Origin of the sequence: Actinoplanes sp. HUAS TT8 (assembly GCF_051380535.1) — a bacterium.
In the GTDB taxonomy this organism is placed as follows: Bacteria; Actinomycetota; Actinomycetes; order Mycobacteriales; family Micromonosporaceae; genus Actinoplanes.
Window position 1 is genome coordinate 4986647 of record NZ_CP195646.1, and the last position, 16882, is coordinate 5003528.

A 16882-nucleotide genomic window follows, 5' to 3' on the forward strand; every position below is an offset into this window, starting at 1 on the left:
CGGTTTACTCGGGCTTTCTCCCTACGAGGGTCGCGACCGGCAACACCAGGCGGTTGCTTGACCTGGAGGAAAACGTTTACCCAGGCCTCTTCCCGAAAACGTTTTCGGCGCGCATATTGATGGATGCCCATCAATCTCGTGACCCCCTTGGAGGGAACGATGCGCATCCGAACCCTGATGGCGGCGGCCGCCGCCATCGTCCTCGGCACCACGATGGCCGTCACCGCCGGGAGCGCCTCCGCCGCCGCGGCCGGCTGCCAGGTGTCGTACACGATCAGCTCTTCCTGGTCCGGTGGTTTCGGCGCGAATGTGGCCGTGACCAATCTCGGTGACCCGATCACCGGGTGGACGCTGCGCTGGTCGTTCGGCGCGGGCCAGACCGTCACCCAGGCCTGGAATGCCGGTGTGACCCAGAGCGGCGCCGCGGTCACCGCCGTCAACGTCTCCTACAACGGCGCTCTGGGCACCGGCGCCAGCACGTCGTTCGGTTTCAACGGTTCCTGGACGGGCAGCAACCCGGTGCCGTCCGCGTTCACGCTCAACGGTGTCGCCTGTACAGGTTCGGTCACGCCGACGAGCAGCCCAACGCCGGTACCCAGCGGAACTGCGGCCACGAAGACGGTCCGGGTCTTCTGGCTCAAGCCGACCGACGTCACCTACGACCAGCGCTACCCGGACGGTATCGCCGCGGTCATGCGCGAGGCGCAGCGCTACTACAAGCAGGAGATCGGCAAGACGTTCACGCTGAACACCACCGTCGTCGAGGTCGTGAACGGCGAGCACGACCGGAACTGGTACATCACCACCAACTGCACCGGCAGCGACCACTACTGGTGCGTGGTCCAGAACATGCAGCAGGAGCTGATGCGCCGCTTCGGCATCGCCGCCCAGGACAGCCGCTGGCTGTGCGTCGGTGAGATCAGCGCCGAGGAGCTCAACCAGTCCGGTGGCGGCGCCAGCCCGGGCTGGGTGGTGCTGAGCGGCCACGACGCCGACGGCGCGGCCGGCGTCAACGGCGCGATGAACCGCTGGTACGGCGGCATGATCCACGAGCTGGGCCACGGCTTCGGCCTGCCCGACTCGACCTCGACCGACGGCACGCCGATGTCCGGTTCGTTCTACGACTACCCGAACACCCATTTCAGCCAGGCCCAGAAGAACGCCATCCTGGCCGGCCCCTACGGCAGCTTCCTCTCCTGATCCACCAGGAAAAATTCCACAATCAACCACGATTCGGCGTACGGGGCGAGCACCGTCCCCCGGAATCCTTGATCGCTCCGCCCCGGCGCCGATTACCCGTCAGCACTGTCACTTGAGGTCACAGGGGGATCACATTGCGTTCTCGTCTCGCCGTCCTGGTCGCCGGCTCTCTCATCTCCCTGGCCGTCGCGGCCCCGGCCGAGGCCGCCGCACCGGACCTCGGTGCGCAGGGCCTGAAGCTGTTCAAGACGTACCACGGTGACGGTGACTGGCAGTCACCCACGGTCAAGCTCAAGAAACGCGACTACCGGGCGACCGTGAAGTACACCTGCACCGATTCCTCGGGCGGTTTCATGTACCTGTCCTGGAACGGCGACCAGAACGGCTACGAGTCGGCCCACTCCTCGAAGGCCCGCGACACGGTCACCCTCAACGGCCACAAGGGCGCGATGACCGGCTACTTCAAGGTGTCGACCTGGATCGACTGCGACTGGACGGTCAAGGTGTACCAGTAAGCAGCCGGCGACGGTGGCGAACGTTGCGGATCCGCCACCGTCGCCGTCGTCTACTTGGTGTTGCAGCGCAGCCAGGAGAAGTGGTAAATCGTCTCGATGCTGCCGTCGGTCGAGTCCATCGTCAGGTAGCTGACGTCGGTCGAGGTTCCCTTGGTGACCCGCAGTTCGGTGTTGATGTTCAGGTTCCGCTGCTCACCGCAGGGGCGGAAGACCTGCGAGGCGATCGGCACCTCGTCGGTGGCGATCCAGTTGTCGTCCAGCGGCGCGGCGATCGCGTGGTTGGCGTAACTTCCGGTGGTCATGCCCTGGAAGTAGTAGTTCGCCCGCTGCTGGGCGGTCGCGCCGCTCTTGAGGTACCCGTAGCCACGGTAGTCGACCTTGGCGATCGCGAAGGTGAACCCGGCGGGCGCGTGCACAAGCACGTTGAGCTGGCAGTTCTTGCGGTTCTCGGTCACCGGGACGCCAGGTCCGGCCTGCGCCAGGTAGGCGCTGTAGATGGCGGTGAACGCGGAGTTGTCGGGCGAGACCGCGACGTCGGCGGTGCCCGGTGAGCAGCCCGAGCCGGCCATCGCGACGAGCTCGATGGACATCTCACCGGTCGGCGGAGGGTCGGTGAGAATGATTCTCGCGGACGCCGGTGATGCGATGAGCAGCGATGACGCGAGAAGCGCCAGCACAGCACAGCCGTGAGTTAACAACCTTTTCATTTTCATCCCTTCGGGAGCGGGGCGGACGGGCTCAAGCTATTGATGAGACTCAATGTGCGTCAACAGCTGACGATCTCCTTTAGGGAATTCTTGATGCCTTTCGAGAAAGAGGCCTGCAGGGCATCAAACCCATCAAAAGCCGCTTAAGGTACGGGGTTTTGCGGCTTTTGATGGCTTAGATTGCACCCTATGAGCTGGCTGTGCAGGCATTTCAGATCGAAGTAGGTCGATGCTTGTGCGGGCCTGACGGTCACCACTACGGTGGGCGCGGATGCGCTGTCCGCCGTTCTGGAATGCGTCAAGAATCAATACCGCCCGCTCCCCGGAAGGAAGTCTATGAAAAACAGGAATCGTGTGCTGACCGCCGTGCTGACCACGGCCCTCGCACTCCCCCTCGGCACACCCGCACACGCCGCGGCAAAGGCCGCCACACCCGCCATCACCGTCGAGGTGATCGCCGCCAACGGCTCCGGATGCGCTCCCGGAACCGCCTCGGTCGTCGGCAACGCCGACAGCACCGGATTCCGGGTCAGATACCGGGACTTCCTGGCCGAGGCCGGCGGCGGCGCCAGCATCGTCGACCGTCGCAAGAACTGCCAGCTCAGCGTCCTGGTGATGATCCCCGACGGCTGGACCGTGGCGATCGCCTCGGCCAACTACCGCGGCCGGGCCAACCTGCAGTCCGGCGCCACCGCACTGCAGCGCACCAGCTACTACTGGCAGGGCTCGTCGGCGACGCAGCGCAAGGACGCGACGTTCGCCGGGCCGTGGTCCGGACTCTGGACCACCTGGGACGTCGCCCCGGTCCTGACCTACACCGACTGCGGATCGCAGAGCGTGCTCAACCTCAACACCGAACTGCGCGTCGACGCCGGAACGTCCACCGGCACCAGCAGCATGTCGATGAGCAGCACCGACGGCGACGTCGACACCCTGTTCAACTTCAGCCTCGCCACCTGCTGAGGCCTGGCCACCCGCTGAGGCCTGGCCACCTGCTGAGGCCTCACCACCCTGGGACGCCACGTTCGCCGCTGACGCACCGCCGGTGGCTGACACCGGTCGCCGGCCGTGCCGCACCGCTGGGCGCGGCCGGCGACGCCCCGGCCCCGGGACGCCTACGCGACCAGGACCACCTTGCCGTGGCAGCCGCCGCGCTCGGCCTGCCGGTGCGCCTCGGCGGCGTCGGCCAGCGGCACGGTCGCCGCCACCCGGGTCCGCAGGCTCCCCTCGGCCACGGCTTCGAGCAGGTCACCCAGGGCGAGCCGATCCACCCGGACCAGCACGATCTCCTGACGCGCCAGCCGAGCCGGGTCGACCGGCGGCGTCGGCCGGGTGCTCACCAGCACACCGCCGGCGGCAACGAGCGCACCCGCCGGCTCACCGACCGGCACCGCGTCGAACACGGCCGGCATCGGTGCGAGCTCCAGACCGGCCGCCCGGGGAACGACGGTGTGCACGCCGAACCCACGAACCCAGTCCTCGTCCCCGTCGGTGGCTTGAGCGATGACGGTGTGCCCGGCCCGCACGGCCAGCTGGGCGGCGAAACCACCGACCCCGCCACCGGCGCCGGTCACCAGCAGCGTGGTCGGCTCGGACAACCCCATCATCCGCAGAGCCCGGTGCGCGGTCAGCGCGTTGAGCGGCACGGTCGCGGCCACCACCGGATCGAGGCCGGCCGGCACCGGCGCCACCCAGTCGGCGTCGGCCGCGACCAGTTCGGCGTAGCCCCCGGGCGCCCCACGGGTCAGATACCAGGGAATCATCCCGGCGACCAGGTCCCCGACGGCCAGCCCGCTCACCTGCTCGCCGACCTCCACCACCTCACCGGCGATGTCCCAGCCGAGCAGGAACGGCGGCGGCACCGGACCGCCCGGGATGTGCCCGGTGCGCGCGGCCAGATCGGCCGGGTTCACGCCGGCGGCCCGGACCCGGACCAGGACCTGGCCGGGGCCGGGCCGCGGATCGGGCAGCTCGACCAGTTGAAGGACTTCCGGACCGCCCAGCGCAGTGACCACTACGGCACGCATCCCTGCATATTACGAGCGATCGATGCGCTGGGGCAGCCCGTGCGCCGGGCTCAGCCGCGGTGGGAGCGGAGCCAGGTGCGGATCTCGGTGATGACCTGGTGGTCGGGTTCGCCGAACTCCGGGGTGAACTTCGGGGTGATGTTCATGGTGTGGGCCATGCCCGGGTAGATGACGATGCGGTGATCGCGGTTGCCGGCGGCCGCGACGGCGGCGTCGGCGGCCAGGGCCGCACGGGCCGGGGTCTGCAGGTCGTTCTCGCCGTTGAGCAGCAGGGTGGGGCCGCTGAACTTGGGCAGCGCCTGGGTGACCGTCGGGAAGCGGGCGATGTCGGCGACATAGTCCTGCAGATCCTCGAGACCCGGGACGTTCGGGTACGCGTCGATGCCCGTCACCGCGCGCAGCACCGTGCCGGCCTCGGCGTCGATGGCGATCCGGCCGTCCCCGTCGGTGTCGGTGCCGGGCCGGACCCGGTCGCCGTCGAGCAGGATCGAGCGGAACTGGCCGGCGACCTCCTTCGGCTGGCCGATCAGGCCGTTGCGCGCCTCGGTGGCGGTCAGCCGGCCATCGGCGTCCACGTCGAACTGGTCGTGCAGCTGGAGCAGCAGCCGGCCGTAGATCTGCAACGTCAGCAGCGTCCTGATGTCCTGCCCGACGACACCCATGGCGATGACGCCGGCCGGCCTGGGGATGCCGTACTTCTTCGGGTCGCCGGCCAGGTTGGCGGCGACGTCGGTGCCCTCGCTGTGGCCGAGCAGGAAGATCCGCGACGGGTCGACCCGGGGAGAGCCGGCCGCGAACCGGATCGCCGCGGCGGCGTCCAGCTGGATCCGGGCGTACGGATTCTTCGGTTTGAGCTGCGCCGGGTCGGTGCTCTCGACCGGCCCGATGCCGGTCACGCCGCGCTTGTTGAACCGCAGGGCCGCATAGCCTTCCCGGGCGGCGGCCTGCGCGAGCGGCACGAACGTCGAACCCTTGCCGTCGGGCAGCGTCTGGTTCATGTCGTTGTGGCCGCTGCCGTGCAGCATGACCACGATCGGCAGCCGGCCCTTGGCCCGGCTCGGATAGGTCAGCTCGGCCTCGGTGACCCAGCCCTAGCCGAAATCGATCCGCACCCGTTCCCGGGTGATGCCGGCCCAGCCCGGATCCGGCGCCACCGCGGTCGTGCGGGCGTCCGCCCCGGCCTGGGCGTGGGCCACACCGGCGCCGCCGGCCAGTACGGTGACGGCGGTCAGCGCGACCGCCAAGCTGCGATAACTCTTGGTCGTCGTCATGACACTGACGCTATTTCCGACAGTTGCCGGCATCGATCCCGCTAACCACCCGATTCAGGTACAGCAGGCTGTACTCGCGCTGCTCAACCCCGTACGCGCAAATCGGGTTCGGTCTTTCGACCGGCCCGATTCGTCAGCCGATCAGGCGCAGGACCTGCTCGGCCAGCACGACCACGGCGCCGGCGCCGGTCGCACTGTCCCGGACGGTCGTCGCCAGCCGCCGGATGCGGGACGTGTCGATCCGCCCGCTCCGAACCTCCGCCCGGGCCGTGAGCACGTCCTCGCGCAGCGGGCCGGCCGCGGTGATCTGCTGCGCGATCAGGTCGAGCAGGGCGGCGAGGTCGGCCGCCACGGTGTTCCGGACCGTTCCGCCGTCCCCGATGTGGTGGCCGGTCCCCGAGATGTTGCCGTGGAACGTCGACATGTCACTCCTGTCCCGCGCGCTGGCCGTTGAACGTCGAGCCCCCGCTGCCGATGTGGTGGCCGACCCCGTCGACCTGCCCGATGTGGTACGTGTGCGTGTTGACGATGTGCTTCTCACGTTCGTCGAGCTGCGACGTGTCGACGTCGTGGTCCTCCAGGAACGACTTCAGCGCGCGCAGGACGGCGTGCTCGATCCGGTGCAGGGCCTCGGTGGCCTCGGCCGCGTCGAAGTGGTCCCGCACCCGGCGCTCGGCCAGCCGCTCGCGCAGCGTCCACCAGCCGCCCCGGTCGACCGGTCCGCCCTCGCGGCGCGCCCGCGCGTCGCGGGCCGGGCTCGCACCCACGCGCTCGGAGATCTTCGTGTCCCGCCAGAGGCGCCAGAACGGGACCAGCAGCAAAACGGCGACGTCGTTGACCACCTGGGACACCGAGAGATCGCCGGTGGGCAGCAGGTCCCGGGTGAAGCGGCCGGCAGTGTATCCGGGCACGAGCGGACAGTCAGGATCGATGCCCGGAAGGACGAGGGACACCATTTCCATCGCCAGCATCGAGCGTTCCAGGGTGAACCGGACGAAGACGGTGACCTCGGATCGTCCGCAGCCGCGGTACCGGCTGATCCGGGTGTAGGTCCGGGCCACCGACGTGGGTGCGACCGCGCCTTGTCGTAGGCGCTCGGTGGGGACATGCCGCTCGGGCGGTCGGTCGGGGTCGGGTACCAGGCCCTCGATCTCGGTGGCCACGTCCCCGCGCACGCACAAGACCGTGTCGACGCGTACGCCGTCGAGCCGCAGCGGCGTCGTCCCACCCTCCGGGTCGAGGAACGTGTGCAGGTCGGGAACCTCGAACCGGAGCGGCTCGCTGCGCCGGCCGTCGCCGAGATCGCGGCCGAGGCTCACGTCGACCGGCGACATCAGCCACTCGCCGACCTTGCGGCCGCTGCCGACGAACGGGTGCGGCGCTTCCGGGGAGTACACGACGACGTTGCCAGGATCAGGATCCAGGACCCCGGCCGGACCGTCGGATTCCGGCACCAGGAAGGTGCGCGCGAGGATCCGCGCGTCGTCCACAGCGATGTAGTTGCGGTTCCACTGCCACAGCAGACCGGTCATCACCAGCACGGTCGCGCCCCCGGACACGAGCGGGACCAGGAAGGCATAAAAAACGCCGACGGCGATGAGGAACATGACGGCGACCCACACCAGGGTGGTGACGCGCCGGCGGCGAGCCCATACCGCGTCCGCCGCGGTGGCCTGCTCCAGCAGCCGCTTCTCGTCGAGCGTGGGCGCCGGGCGCCACCGCAGCCCTCGCTCACCGCCCAGCTCGTTCAGGAGAATCACCGCCACCGACGGATTGGTCCAGACGGCGGCGCACAGCACCCGGCTGTCCTCGTCGACGGGACGATCGGGAAGTGCACCGTCCGGCAAGGCTCGTCCTCCACTGGTAGCCGACGAGCAGTCACCCTAGCCACCACCGGAACCAATGGGGCGAACGGGAAATCTCGCAACACCCTGAACGACGTACGGCAATGGCAGTTTTCGAGGTGTGGTTGTCATTGCTGCCGGCCGAGCCGGCTCCTAACCTCGAATTCGAGCCCATCGCAAGACCGCGCCAAGGAGACCCGAAATGGATTTCACCGAATTCGAGTTCCGTACTCAGCCGTGGTTCGACCAGTCGGACTTTCACGGATTCAACGAGGCGATCCCGATGAAGACCATGGTCATTCACTGCTTCGATCCACGCGCGGCGGAGATTCCGGCCGCCGTCGCCGACTACTTCGGCGACGAGGTCTACCCCGGTGAGAACGTGCTCGACGAGGCCGGAAACCGGGTCGGACACACCCGGACCCTGTTCCCGCTGACCAACGCCGGTGGGCGGGCCGTCGATGCCCTGCAGGCGGTCGCCACCATGGAGTACCTGTTCCAGGTCCGGACCGTGGCCGTGGTACACCATTCGTTCTGCGGCGCCACGGCGTTCACGCCGGAACTGCTCGTGGACCGATACCGGGCGAATCACCGTACGGATATCTCGGATTTGTTCCCGAAGGACAGCCTGACCATCGCGCATTTCGACGAATCCGTGCGGCATGATCTCGCGCTGCTGCGCAACAGCCCGGCCGTGCCGCAGGCGGTCCGGCTCTTCGGTTTCTTCTACGAGATGAACACCGGGAAGTTGATCGAGATCGCCCGGGACCTGCCCGCGGAGCGGAGCAGCATGGTCCCGTGACAGATGGCCCGCGCACCGTGATCGTGACCGCCTACGACGGCGCCAAGCTGATGGACGTCGCCGGCCCGATGCAGGCGTTCAGCGAGGCCCGGCGGCCCGACGGCAGCCCTGCCTACCAGGTCGTCCTCGCCTCGGAGGACGGCCGGACGGTGACCACCGACACCGGGGTCCGGCTGGAGACCGTGCGGCTCGACGACGCGGTCCGGCCCGGGGTCGACACGCTTCTCGTGTCCGGCGGTGACCTCACCCATCCGCTGACCGTGACCGAGTCGCTGCGGTCGTGCCTGGCCGAGCACCTCGACCGGCCGCGACGGCTCGGGTCGATCTGCACCGGGGCGTTCATCCTGGCCGAGCTCGGGGTTCTCGACGGACGGCCGGCCACCACGCACTGGGCCTACTGCCGGCAGCTGCAGAGCGAACATCCGGCGGTCGAGGTCGACCCGGACGCCATCTTCGTGACCGCGGGCCGGGTGTGGACCTCGGCCGGAGTCTCGGCCGGCATCGACATGGCGCTGGCGATGATCGAGGAGGATCTGGGCCACGAGGCGGCGCTGAGCGTCGCGCGGACGATGGTGCTGTTCCTCAAGCGGCCCGGCGGCCAGTCCCAGTTCAGCGTCGAGTTGCGGCAGCAGATGCGGGACGTCCACGGCCGGTTCGACGAGCTGCACGACTGGATCCGCGCGAACCTCGGCGCCGACCTGTCCGTGCCGGCGCTGGCCGGCGTCGCCCGCATGAGCCCCCGCAACTTCGCCCGGGTCTACCTGCGCGAGACCGGGGAGAGCCCGGCCCGGGCGGTCGAGAAACTGCGCCTGGCGGCCGCCCGGCGCCGGTTGGAACACACCGACGACCCGGTCCGGGTCGTGGCCCGGCACACCGGGTTCGGCGACGACGAGCGCATGCGGCGCGCCTTCGTCAAAGCCCTCGGGGTGTCCCCGCAGGACTATCGCAGCCGCTTCGGGCGTCCGGGCGACTGACGCCCGTTCCCGATTCCACCGGAAGGTCTTTCATGTCAGGATCCCGCATCGTCTCGCTCGGGCACTATCAACCGGCCCGGGTGCTGACCAACGACGAACTCGCCACGATGGTCGACACCAGCGACTCGTGGATCCGCAGCCGGGTCGGCATCGAGACCCGGCGCATCGCGGCCGACGACGAGTCGGTCGACGAGATGGCCGAGCAGGCCGTGCGCAAGGCGCTGGCCGAGGGCGGCGTCGACCCGGCCGACGTCGACTACGTGATCGTCGCGACCTGCACGGCCGAGGATCGCTCCCCCAACATCGCCGCCCGCGTCGCCCACCGGCTCGGGCTGCGGGCCCCGGTGACGATCGACATCAACACCGCCTGCTCCGGGTTCACCCACGCGCTGGCCACCGCCGACCAGGCCATCCGCGCCGGCGCGGCCACCACCGCGGTGGTCGTCGGCGCCGAGAAGATGTCCGCGTTCACCGACTGGACCGACCGGACGACCTGTGTGCTGGTCGGTGACGGTGCCGGCGCGGCCGTGCTGATCGCGAGCGAGCAGGCCGGGGTCGGGCCGGTGCACTGGGGTTCCGATCCCGGGCTGTCCCGGGCGGTGCGCATCGAGGGGCCGGGCGGGAAGTTCGCCCAGGACGGGGCGAGCGTGTTCCGGTGGACCACCCACACGCTGCCGGCGGTCGCCCGCGCCGTGTGCGACCGGTCGGGCGTCGCCCCCGAGGAGCTCGGCGCGATCGTGCTGCACCAGGCCAACCTGCGCATCATCGATCCGCTCGCCCAGCGGATCGGCGCGACCCGGGCCGTCGTCGCCCGGGACGTGGTCGAGTCCGGGAACACGTCGGCCGCCAGCATCCCGATCGCGCTGTCCAAGCTGGTTCAGCGCCGCGAGATCGTGTCCGGGGCGCCGGTCCTGCTCTTCGGCTTCGGTGGCGGCCTGTCCTACGCGGGTCAGATCGTGCGCTGCCCGTAGATCCCGCCGCGGCCGGGACTGGCCCTGAGAGCGCTCTCACCCCTACCGTGCGCGAAGGCCACCCCTGCACACGAGTCGAGGCATCGATGGAGAGCATCACCAAGAACCGGCAGTCCCCGGCGACGCTGCGCGCGATGATCAGCCGGGCGTACGGCCCGGACCAGGTCCCGGACGGCGACGGCTGGCTGCGGGAGCTGGGGCACGGCTGGTTCAACGTGGCCTACCGGATCCAGCTGTGGGACGGCGCCGAGGTCGTCCTCAAGATCGCCCCGCCGCCGCACGTGGAGGTGATGACCTACGAACGCGGCGCGATGGCGATCGAGCTGGCGTCGCTGCGGCTCATCGCCGAGCGCACGAGCGTTCCGGTCCCGCGGGTCGAGTATGCCGACCGCAGCCACGAACTGTGCGACGCGGACTACTTCTTCATGCCGTACGTCGATGCGGAGAATTTCGGCATCGTCAAGGACAGCCTGACGGCGGCCGAACGGGACGTCTACGACGAGGCGCTCGGCGCGGCCAACCGCGAGCTCAACAGCATCCGCGGCGCCGCTTTCGGCCCGCTCGCCGGGCCCGGGGACCCGACCTGGCGGGCCTGCTTCACCCGCATGATCGGGGACGTGCTGGCCGACGGCGAACGCCGCTCGGTCGACCTCGGCTACGACTACCGGCTGCTCCGCGAGCTGATCGCCGCGAACGCGGACTGCCTGGACGAGGTGACCGAGCCCCGGTTCGTCGAGTGGGATCTGTGGGACAGCAACGTCATGATCCGGGACGGGCGGATCGTCGCCGTCATCGACCACGAGCGCGCCTTCTTCGGCGACCCGCTCATGGAGGCCGGTTTCACCGCCGTCGACCTGCCCGCCTTCGGGGATCCCACGGCGTTCGTCCGCGGCTACGGGCACGCCGAGCTCACCGCGACCGAACGCCGGCGGCGCCGCCTCTACACCCTCTACCTGGTCCTCATCATGATCATCGAGACCGACTATCGCGGGCACACCGACACCCGGCAGTACGACTGGGCCCGCGAACGCCTGCGGGAGGTCATGGCCCTGTTCGGTGCGGCATGACCGAGAGCGCCGCGATGCTCGGCCGCCGCCCGATCGGGCGGCTGCTGTGGCACACCTGCTCCCAGACCACGCTGTCGGTCGGCGTCTACGGCATCTACGCGCTCACCAACGCCTGGTTCGTCGCCCGCGGGGTCGGCGCCGACGCCATGGCCGCGGTCAACCTCGCCGCCCCGGTCCTGCTCGTGCTCGGCGCGGTCTCGACCACCGTCGGCGCCGGCGGCGGATCGCTCGTCGCGCGCCGGCTCGGGTCCGGGGATCGGGCCGGCGCGGCCCGGGCCGCGGGCAACGTGTTCGCCGTCTTCTGGCTGGCCGCCGCCCTGATCACGGTCGTCGGCCTGCTCGGCATCGAGCCTCTGCTGACCGCGCTCGGCGCCGACACCGGAACACGCGGGCTGACCCGTGACTACACGGTCGTGCTGCTCGGCGGGGCGCTCGTCTCGACCGGGTTCTCCAGCCTGGTCCGCGCCGAGGGCCGCCTGCGGTTCTCCACCCTGCTCTGGGTCGTCCCGGTCCTGGTCCAGATCACTCTCGACCCGCTGCTGATCTTCGGGCTCGGCTGGGGTGTGCGCGGCGCCGCCCTGGGCACCGTCGGCGGGCAGGCCGTCTCGGCGGCGATGAGCATCTGGTTCTTCTTCCGGCAACGCGAGCGGCCCTATCGCATCACTGGCGGTGACCTGCGCCCGCACGGGCCGACCGTGCGGGCCCTGGTCGGGGTCGGTGCCCCGTCGTTCCTGGCCGGGCTCGGCGCCACCCTGCTCGCCGTGCTGGTCAACAACACCCTGGCGCATGCCGGGGGCGCCGCCGCACTGGCCGCCTACGCCGTCTGTGCCCGGATCCAGACGTTCGTGATGATGCCGCAGCTGGGCATCAGCCAGGGCCTGCAACCGGTCGTGGCCTACAACGCCGGTCGCGGACTTCACCACCGGGTCCGTCGGGCCCGGACCCTGACCCTGACCGCCACCATCCTGTACGGCACCGCGGCCGCGCTCCTGGTCGCCGTGCTGGCCGGCCCGCTCGTGCGGCTCTTCCTGCCCGACGGCGACGCCGCGACCACCGCCCAGCACGCCCTGCGCATCATCGCCGCCGGCTTCGCCGCCGCCGGGGTCACACCGCTGATCTCGGCGTACAGCCAGTCACTGGGCCGCCCGGCTCTCTCCTACACCCTGTCCGCCGGTTCCCTGCTCGCCGTCAAAGGCCCGCTGGTCCTCGCGTTCGCCCCGACCGGGGAGACCGGTGTCTGGATCGCGCTGGCCCTCGGCGAGATCATTTCCGCCGCGGTCGCGCTGGTCCTTCTGCGCCGGCTTCCATCGGCTCAACCCCCGATAAAAGCCTGAATTCGGGCGTACGGCGTGAGCAGCAGAATCGTCGAGCCGTCGCCGAACGCGAGCCGGAGCCGGCCGTCCTTCTCGGTGGCCGAGGCCAGCTCGGCGCGGGGGCACTCCCAACGCACCCGCAGCGACGCGAGCCCGCCGGCGGCCGGGCGCAGCAGGTCCCGCCACGAGCCGATGCGCTTGGACAGCAGCATCAGCCGGCGATCGGTCAGCGCCAGGACCCGAGGTTCGGTGACCAGGCGGACGTGCTCGCCCAGCCCCTCGGCGAGGGTGGCCCGGGCGGCGGTGACCCGGGCCGGTGCGGACCGGCGGAAGCGCAGCGGTGACATCTCGGCCCGGGTCATCCCGGTCGGCGTGCGCCCGTCGGCCTTGCTGACCCAGATCGCGACGCGGAACGTCTCGCCGGCCTGCAGGTGCTCCTGCGCCCGGGCTTCCATCCGCGCATCGTCGTCCGAGCCCATCGCCGCTTCCGTCCTCACGTCGCCGACCAGCATCGTCGCCTCTCAGTCGATCACATCGACATAGGTGGAGTTCTTCACGCCGGGCCGGGCAATACCTATCGGAAAGGTATGAGCATGGCCACATCTTCGGGCCGACCGGACTAACTGCGGACAGCGCTGATTTGATCGGGACGTGACTATCGAATCCGCGACCGACACGGCGCCGCTCTTCACCCCGTACACCTTGGGTGGTCTTGATCTTCCCAATCGTTTCGTGATGGCGCCGATGACGCGGCAGTTCTCGCCCGGTGGGGTGCCCGGGGCCGACGTCGCCGCCTATTACGCGCGGCGGGCGCCGCACGTCGGGCTGATCGTCACCGAGGGCACGTACGTCGATCATCCGTCGGCCGGGTCCAGTGATCGGGTTCCGCGGTTCTACGGCGACGACGCGCTGGCCGGCTGGCGGGCGGTCACCGAGGCGGTGCACGCGGCCGGCGGCCGGATCGTCCCGCAGCTGTGGCATCTCGGCGCCACCCGGACCGCGGGCGCGCCGCCGCATCCGGACGCGCCGGTGCTGAGCCCGTCCGGCCGGCGGGCCGACGGGACCGTCGTCGGTGAGCCCGCGACCTCGGCCGATCTGGACGCGGTGGTGGCGTCGTTCGCCCGGGCGGCCCGGGACGCGCAGCTCGCCGGCTTCGACGGTGTGGAACTGCACGGGGCCCACGGCTACCTGCTGGATCAGTTCCTCTGGTCCGGGACGAACGGTCGCGGCGACCGGCACGGCGGTGACCCGGCCGGCCGGGCCCGGCTCGGTGCCGAGGTGGTGGCCGCGGTCCGCGCCAGTGTCGGGCCGGACTTCCCGGTGCTGTTCCGGTTCTCCCAGTGGAAGGGTGGCGCGTTCGACGCCCGGATCGCCGAGACGCCCGGCGAACTCGAGGAGATCCTGTCCCCGCTGGTCGACGCCGGTGTCACCGGCCTGCACGTGTCGACCCGGCGGTACTGGCTGCCCGGCTTCGACGGTTCCCCGCTGACCCTGGCCGGCTGGACCAAGAAGGTCACCGGGCTGCCCGTGGTCGCGATCGGCTCGGTCGGGGTCGCGCAGGCGTTCCGCGGCGAGAACGAGGAGCCGGCCCCGACACTCAGCGTCGGCCCGCTGCTCGAACTCTTCGAGCGCGGCGAGTTCGACCTGGTCGCGCTGGGTCGGGCCCTGCTCTCGGAGCCGGCCTGGCCGACCCGGCTGCGCGAGGGCCGGCTCGACGAGATCCGCCCCTACGACAAGGCCGACGAGGCCCGGCTGCTCTGATCCCCGCGCGGGGCTCGCCGACGCAGTCCGGCTCGCCCCGGAAAGCCGCGCGAGGTCGACGCTACGTAGTGGACTTTCGACGGATGGTGCCGTTGATGTTGGGGGCAGAGGGTGGACCTGACCCCGAGGAGGCCGCCATGTCGAGCATTGTCGTGATCTCCGGCCACCCGGATGCCGGTTCGAACACGTTGGAACTGGCCACGATCGTGGGCGAACGTGTCGCCGCCGCCCGCGGCGACGGCACGTTCACCACGGTCGACGTGGCCGAGCTCGGTCCGGGCCTGCTCACCCCGGCCGACCCGGCCACCGACCGCGCGTTGCAGTCGGCGCAGGACGCCACCCTGCTGATCGTGGCCACCCCGGCCTGGCGCAGCACGTTCTCCGGCGCGCTCAAGGTGCTGCTCGACCGGCTGCCGGCCAACGCCCTGGCCGGGGTGCTCGCCGTCCCGGTCGTCACCGCCGATCGGCAGGAGCAGGCCGATCTCGCCGAGGCGTCGCTGGCCCGGGTGCTCAGCGACCTGGGCGCCGAGGTGGTCGACTTCGGCCTGACCGCGGTCGGCTCCGAGCTGGCCGAGCTGCCCACGGTCGCCGGCCTCTACCTGGCCGCGATGAGCGGGTTCACACTGCCCTAAAACATATCTTGCCGATCGGACTTGATCCTCGACGGCGAAACCGCCTAGCGTCATCGGCAGGTTTCGATAGCCGGAGGGTGCCCGTTGAGTCCGAGTGGTCCAGGCACCGGCCGCCGCCGGCGTGAGGCGCTGGCCGGTTACGCCTTCGTCGGCCCGAGCCTGATCGGGGTCGTCGGCTTCCTGCTGGTCCCGGTCGTCGTGGTCATCGGGATCAGCCTGTTCCGCTGGGACCTGGTCAGCCCCGCCCGTTTCCTCGGGCTCGACAACTACGCCACGATCCTCACCGATCCCGCGTTCGGCCGATCGTTGCTGGTCACCGCCTCCTTCGTACTGCTGGTGGTGCCGATCGAGATCATGCTCGGCCTGTTCCTGGCCGTCCTGCTGCACCGCCGCCTGCCGGGCTCGGTGGTCTTCCGGGTGATCTTCGCGCTGCCCTGGATCTCCGCGCCGCTGGCGCTCGGCGTCGTGTGGAAGTGGATCTTCGATCCGTCCGACGGCGCGCTCAACGCCCTGCTCGGGCACCGCATCGAGTGGCTCAGCAGCCCGGCCCTGGCTCTGCCGTCGGTGGCCGTGGTCAGCGTCTGGATGCACGTCGGCTACGTCGCCCTGTTCTACCTGGCCGGACTGGCCGGGATCCCCGAGCAGTACCACGAGGCGGCCCGCATCGACGGCGCCGGCTCGGGCCAGACCCTGTGGCGGATCACCCTGCCGCTGCTGCGGCCCACCACCTTCTTCGTGCTGACCACCAACGTCATCACCACCGTGCAGACCTTCGACACCGTCTACGCGATGACGCAGGGCGGGCCGGCCGGCCGCACCGACGTGGTCGCCTCGCTCATCTACAAGGAGGCGTTCACCTCGTTCCGGATGGGACGCGCGGCGAGCATGTCGGTGGTGCTGTTCGTGCTGCTGGTCGCCGTGACCCTCGCCCAGCAGCAGTACTTCCGTCAGCGGATCACCTATGAGATCGCCTGAAGAACCATGAAAAAGAATTTCCTGACGTACGTCTTCCTGACCGTCGCCGCCGTGCTGACCCTCGCGCCCTATCTGCTCAGCGTCCAGACGTCGGTGAAGACGCCCCAGCAGTTCGCCCAGCAGTCACCGCTCGCCCCGCCCGCCCCGATCTCCGGCGGGAGTTACGCCGCCCTGGTCGTCGGCGACCACTCGCTGATACCGCCGCTGGTCATCACCCTGCAGGTGGTGATCGTGATCGTGGTCGGTGAGCTGGTGTGCTCGGCCCTGGCCGCCTACGCGTTCGCCCGGCTGCGGTTCCCGGGCCGTGACGCCCTGTTCTGGGTGTACCTGGCCACCCTGATGGTCCCGTTCGTCGCCATCATGGTTCCGCGGTTCGCCATGCTCAGCGAGCTCGGCCTGCGCGACACGTTCTGGGGCATCGTGCTGCCGGCGATGTTCGGTTCGCCGTACACCGTCTTCTTGTTGCGGGAATTCTTCCGGGCCATCCCCGAGGACCTTCTCGACGCGGCCCGCCTCGACGGCGCCGGGAACCTGCGCGTGCTGTGGCACGTGGTGCTGCCGCTGAGCCGCCCGATCCTGTCGACCCTGCTGATCATCACGGCGGTGACCCGCTGGAACGACTTCCTGTGGCCGCTGATCATCACCAGCGGCGAGCGGTGGCGGGTGCTGACCGTGGCCACCGCGGCGCTGCAGAGCCAGTTCAACGGCAACTGGACCCTGGTCATGGCCGCGACCACCCTGGCCACCCTGCCCCTGCTGATCCTCTTCGTGATCTTCCAGAAGCAGATCGTCCGATCCATCACCATCACCGGAATGAAGTGAG

Annotated in this window: 19 protein-coding genes; 12 read left to right on the forward strand and 7 right to left on the reverse strand. The window is 70.0% G+C overall.

Annotated elements, in window-relative coordinates; translation table 11 throughout:
• Positions 1-159 precede the first annotated feature (159 nt).
• Positions 160-1200: a cellulose-binding domain-containing protein gene (locus ACSHV8_RS22270; protein ID WP_436535678.1), complete on the forward strand. Its 1041-nt coding sequence runs from the start codon at positions 160-162 to the stop codon at positions 1198-1200.
• 134 nt (positions 1201-1334) lie between these two features.
• Complete coding sequence (locus ACSHV8_RS22275) at positions 1335-1715, forward strand: hypothetical protein (protein ID WP_436535679.1); 381 nt, start codon at positions 1335-1337, stop codon at positions 1713-1715.
• A 50-nt stretch (positions 1716-1765) separates the two neighbouring features.
• Here the strand turns inward: ACSHV8_RS22275 and ACSHV8_RS22280 are convergent, their stop codons facing one another.
• On the reverse strand, positions 1766-2422 hold the full coding sequence (locus ACSHV8_RS22280) for a DUF4360 domain-containing protein (protein WP_436535680.1): 657 nt from the start codon (positions 2420-2422) through the stop codon (positions 1766-1768).
• A gap of 336 nt (positions 2423-2758) precedes the next feature.
• Between ACSHV8_RS22280 and ACSHV8_RS22285 the strand changes: the two genes are divergently transcribed.
• Positions 2759-3385 (forward strand): DUF4360 domain-containing protein, encoded by a 627-nt coding sequence (locus ACSHV8_RS22285; RefSeq protein ID WP_436535681.1) that lies wholly within the window; start codon positions 2759-2761, stop codon positions 3383-3385.
• Between the two features lie 152 nt (positions 3386-3537).
• Here the strand turns inward: ACSHV8_RS22285 and ACSHV8_RS22290 are convergent, their stop codons facing one another.
• The 5 genes from ACSHV8_RS22290 to ACSHV8_RS22310 all read right to left on the reverse strand — a co-directional run bounded on the left by ACSHV8_RS22290 (position 3538) and on the right by ACSHV8_RS22310 (position 7567).
• Positions 3538-4449, reverse strand: coding sequence for an NADP-dependent oxidoreductase (locus tag ACSHV8_RS22290; protein WP_436535682.1), 912 nt, complete (start codon positions 4447-4449; stop codon positions 3538-3540).
• Positions 4450-4499: 50 nt separating this feature from the next.
• Positions 4500-5480, reverse strand: a complete 981-nt coding sequence (locus tag ACSHV8_RS22295) for a hypothetical protein (protein WP_436535683.1) — start codon at positions 5478-5480, stop codon at positions 4500-4502.
• A 60-nt stretch (positions 5481-5540) separates the two neighbouring features.
• Positions 5541-5720 carry a hypothetical protein gene (locus ACSHV8_RS22300; RefSeq protein ID WP_436535684.1) on the reverse strand — a complete coding sequence of 60 codons (180 nt, stop codon included), beginning with the start codon at positions 5718-5720 and terminating at the stop codon, positions 5541-5543.
• A 133-nt stretch (positions 5721-5853) separates the two neighbouring features.
• Positions 5854-6144 (reverse strand): hypothetical protein, encoded by a 291-nt coding sequence (locus tag ACSHV8_RS22305; RefSeq protein WP_436535685.1) that lies wholly within the window; start codon positions 6142-6144, stop codon positions 5854-5856.
• Between the two features lies 1 nt (position 6145).
• A complete protein-coding gene (locus ACSHV8_RS22310) occupies positions 6146-7567 on the reverse strand; it encodes a hypothetical protein (protein WP_436535686.1) in 1422 nt (473 codons plus the stop codon).
• A gap of 199 nt (positions 7568-7766) precedes the next feature.
• Here ACSHV8_RS22310 and ACSHV8_RS22315 point away from each other — a divergent pair, with 199 nt between their 5' ends.
• From ACSHV8_RS22315 to ACSHV8_RS22335, 5 genes are all read left to right on the forward strand, one after another.
• Positions 7767-8366 (forward strand): hypothetical protein, encoded by a 600-nt coding sequence (locus ACSHV8_RS22315; protein WP_436535687.1) that lies wholly within the window; start codon positions 7767-7769, stop codon positions 8364-8366.
• On the forward strand, positions 8363-9340 hold the full coding sequence (locus ACSHV8_RS22320; protein ID WP_436535688.1) for a GlxA family transcriptional regulator: 978 nt from the start codon (positions 8363-8365) through the stop codon (positions 9338-9340). Before ACSHV8_RS22315 ends, ACSHV8_RS22320 begins: the two co-directional genes overlap by 4 nt.
• 32 nt (positions 9341-9372) lie before the next feature.
• A complete protein-coding gene (locus ACSHV8_RS22325) occupies positions 9373-10311 on the forward strand; it encodes a beta-ketoacyl-ACP synthase III (RefSeq protein ID WP_436535689.1) in 939 nt (312 codons plus the stop codon).
• Between the two features lie 86 nt (positions 10312-10397).
• The gene (locus ACSHV8_RS22330; RefSeq protein WP_436535690.1) at positions 10398-11378 is read left to right on the forward strand and encodes a phosphotransferase family protein; all 981 of its coding nucleotides are present in this window, start codon (positions 10398-10400) and stop codon (positions 11376-11378) included.
• Positions 11375-12712, forward strand: a complete 1338-nt coding sequence (locus ACSHV8_RS22335; RefSeq protein WP_436535691.1) for an MATE family efflux transporter — start codon at positions 11375-11377, stop codon at positions 12710-12712. The genes ACSHV8_RS22330 and ACSHV8_RS22335 overlap by 4 nt, the downstream gene beginning before the upstream one ends.
• On the opposite strand, the gene ACSHV8_RS22340 is transcribed toward ACSHV8_RS22335, so the two are convergent.
• The gene (locus tag ACSHV8_RS22340; RefSeq protein ID WP_436535692.1) at positions 12691-13188 is read right to left on the reverse strand and encodes a hypothetical protein; all 498 of its coding nucleotides are present in this window, start codon (positions 13186-13188) and stop codon (positions 12691-12693) included. The genes ACSHV8_RS22335 and ACSHV8_RS22340 overlap by 22 nt on opposite strands.
• Positions 13189-13342: 154 nt before the next feature.
• On the opposite strand from ACSHV8_RS22340, the gene ACSHV8_RS22345 reads away from it, so the two are divergent.
• From ACSHV8_RS22345 to ACSHV8_RS22360, 4 genes are all read left to right on the forward strand, one after another.
• Positions 13343-14452 carry an NADH:flavin oxidoreductase gene (locus ACSHV8_RS22345; RefSeq protein ID WP_436535693.1) on the forward strand — a complete coding sequence of 370 codons (1110 nt, stop codon included), beginning with the start codon at positions 13343-13345 and terminating at the stop codon, positions 14450-14452.
• 137 nt (positions 14453-14589) lie between these two features.
• On the forward strand, positions 14590-15084 hold the full coding sequence (locus ACSHV8_RS22350; RefSeq protein ID WP_436535694.1) for an NADPH-dependent FMN reductase: 495 nt from the start codon (positions 14590-14592) through the stop codon (positions 15082-15084).
• Between the two features lie 84 nt (positions 15085-15168).
• Positions 15169-16059 (forward strand): carbohydrate ABC transporter permease, encoded by an 891-nt coding sequence (locus tag ACSHV8_RS22355; protein WP_436535695.1) that lies wholly within the window; start codon positions 15169-15171, stop codon positions 16057-16059.
• A 6-nt stretch (positions 16060-16065) separates the two neighbouring features.
• Positions 16066-16881 carry a carbohydrate ABC transporter permease gene (locus ACSHV8_RS22360; protein WP_436535696.1) on the forward strand — a complete coding sequence of 272 codons (816 nt, stop codon included), beginning with the start codon at positions 16066-16068 and terminating at the stop codon, positions 16879-16881.
• The last annotated feature ends 1 nt before the right edge of the window (position 16882 follow it).

Bases quoted from the DNA above. Each gene is read 5' to 3' on its own strand.
- ACSHV8_RS22270 (WP_436535678.1), top strand. From the start codon at position 160: ATGCGCATCCGAACCCTGATGGCGGCGGCCGCCGCCATCGTCCTCGGC.
- ACSHV8_RS22280 (WP_436535680.1), bottom strand. From the start codon at position 2,422: ATGAAAAGGTTGTTAACTCACGGCTGTGCTGTGCTGGCGCTTCTCGCG.
- ACSHV8_RS22285 (WP_436535681.1), top strand. From the start codon at position 2,759: ATGAAAAACAGGAATCGTGTGCTGACCGCCGTGCTGACCACGGCCCTC.
- ACSHV8_RS22290 (WP_436535682.1), bottom strand. From the start codon at position 4,449: ATGCGTGCCGTAGTGGTCACTGCGCTGGGCGGTCCGGAAGTCCTTCAA.
- ACSHV8_RS22300 (WP_436535684.1), bottom strand. From the start codon at position 5,720: ATGACGACGACCAAGAGTTATCGCAGCTTGGCGGTCGCGCTGACCGCC.
- ACSHV8_RS22305 (WP_436535685.1), bottom strand. From the start codon at position 6,144: ATGTCGACGTTCCACGGCAACATCTCGGGGACCGGCCACCACATCGGG.
- ACSHV8_RS22315 (WP_436535687.1), top strand. From the start codon at position 7,767: ATGGATTTCACCGAATTCGAGTTCCGTACTCAGCCGTGGTTCGACCAG.
- ACSHV8_RS22325 (WP_436535689.1), top strand. From the start codon at position 9,373: ATGTCAGGATCCCGCATCGTCTCGCTCGGGCACTATCAACCGGCCCGG.
- ACSHV8_RS22330 (WP_436535690.1), top strand. From the start codon at position 10,398: ATGGAGAGCATCACCAAGAACCGGCAGTCCCCGGCGACGCTGCGCGCG.
- ACSHV8_RS22335 (WP_436535691.1), top strand. From the start codon at position 11,375: ATGACCGAGAGCGCCGCGATGCTCGGCCGCCGCCCGATCGGGCGGCTG.
- ACSHV8_RS22350 (WP_436535694.1), top strand. From the start codon at position 14,590: ATGTCGAGCATTGTCGTGATCTCCGGCCACCCGGATGCCGGTTCGAAC.
- ACSHV8_RS22360 (WP_436535696.1), top strand. From the start codon at position 16,066: ATGAAAAAGAATTTCCTGACGTACGTCTTCCTGACCGTCGCCGCCGTG.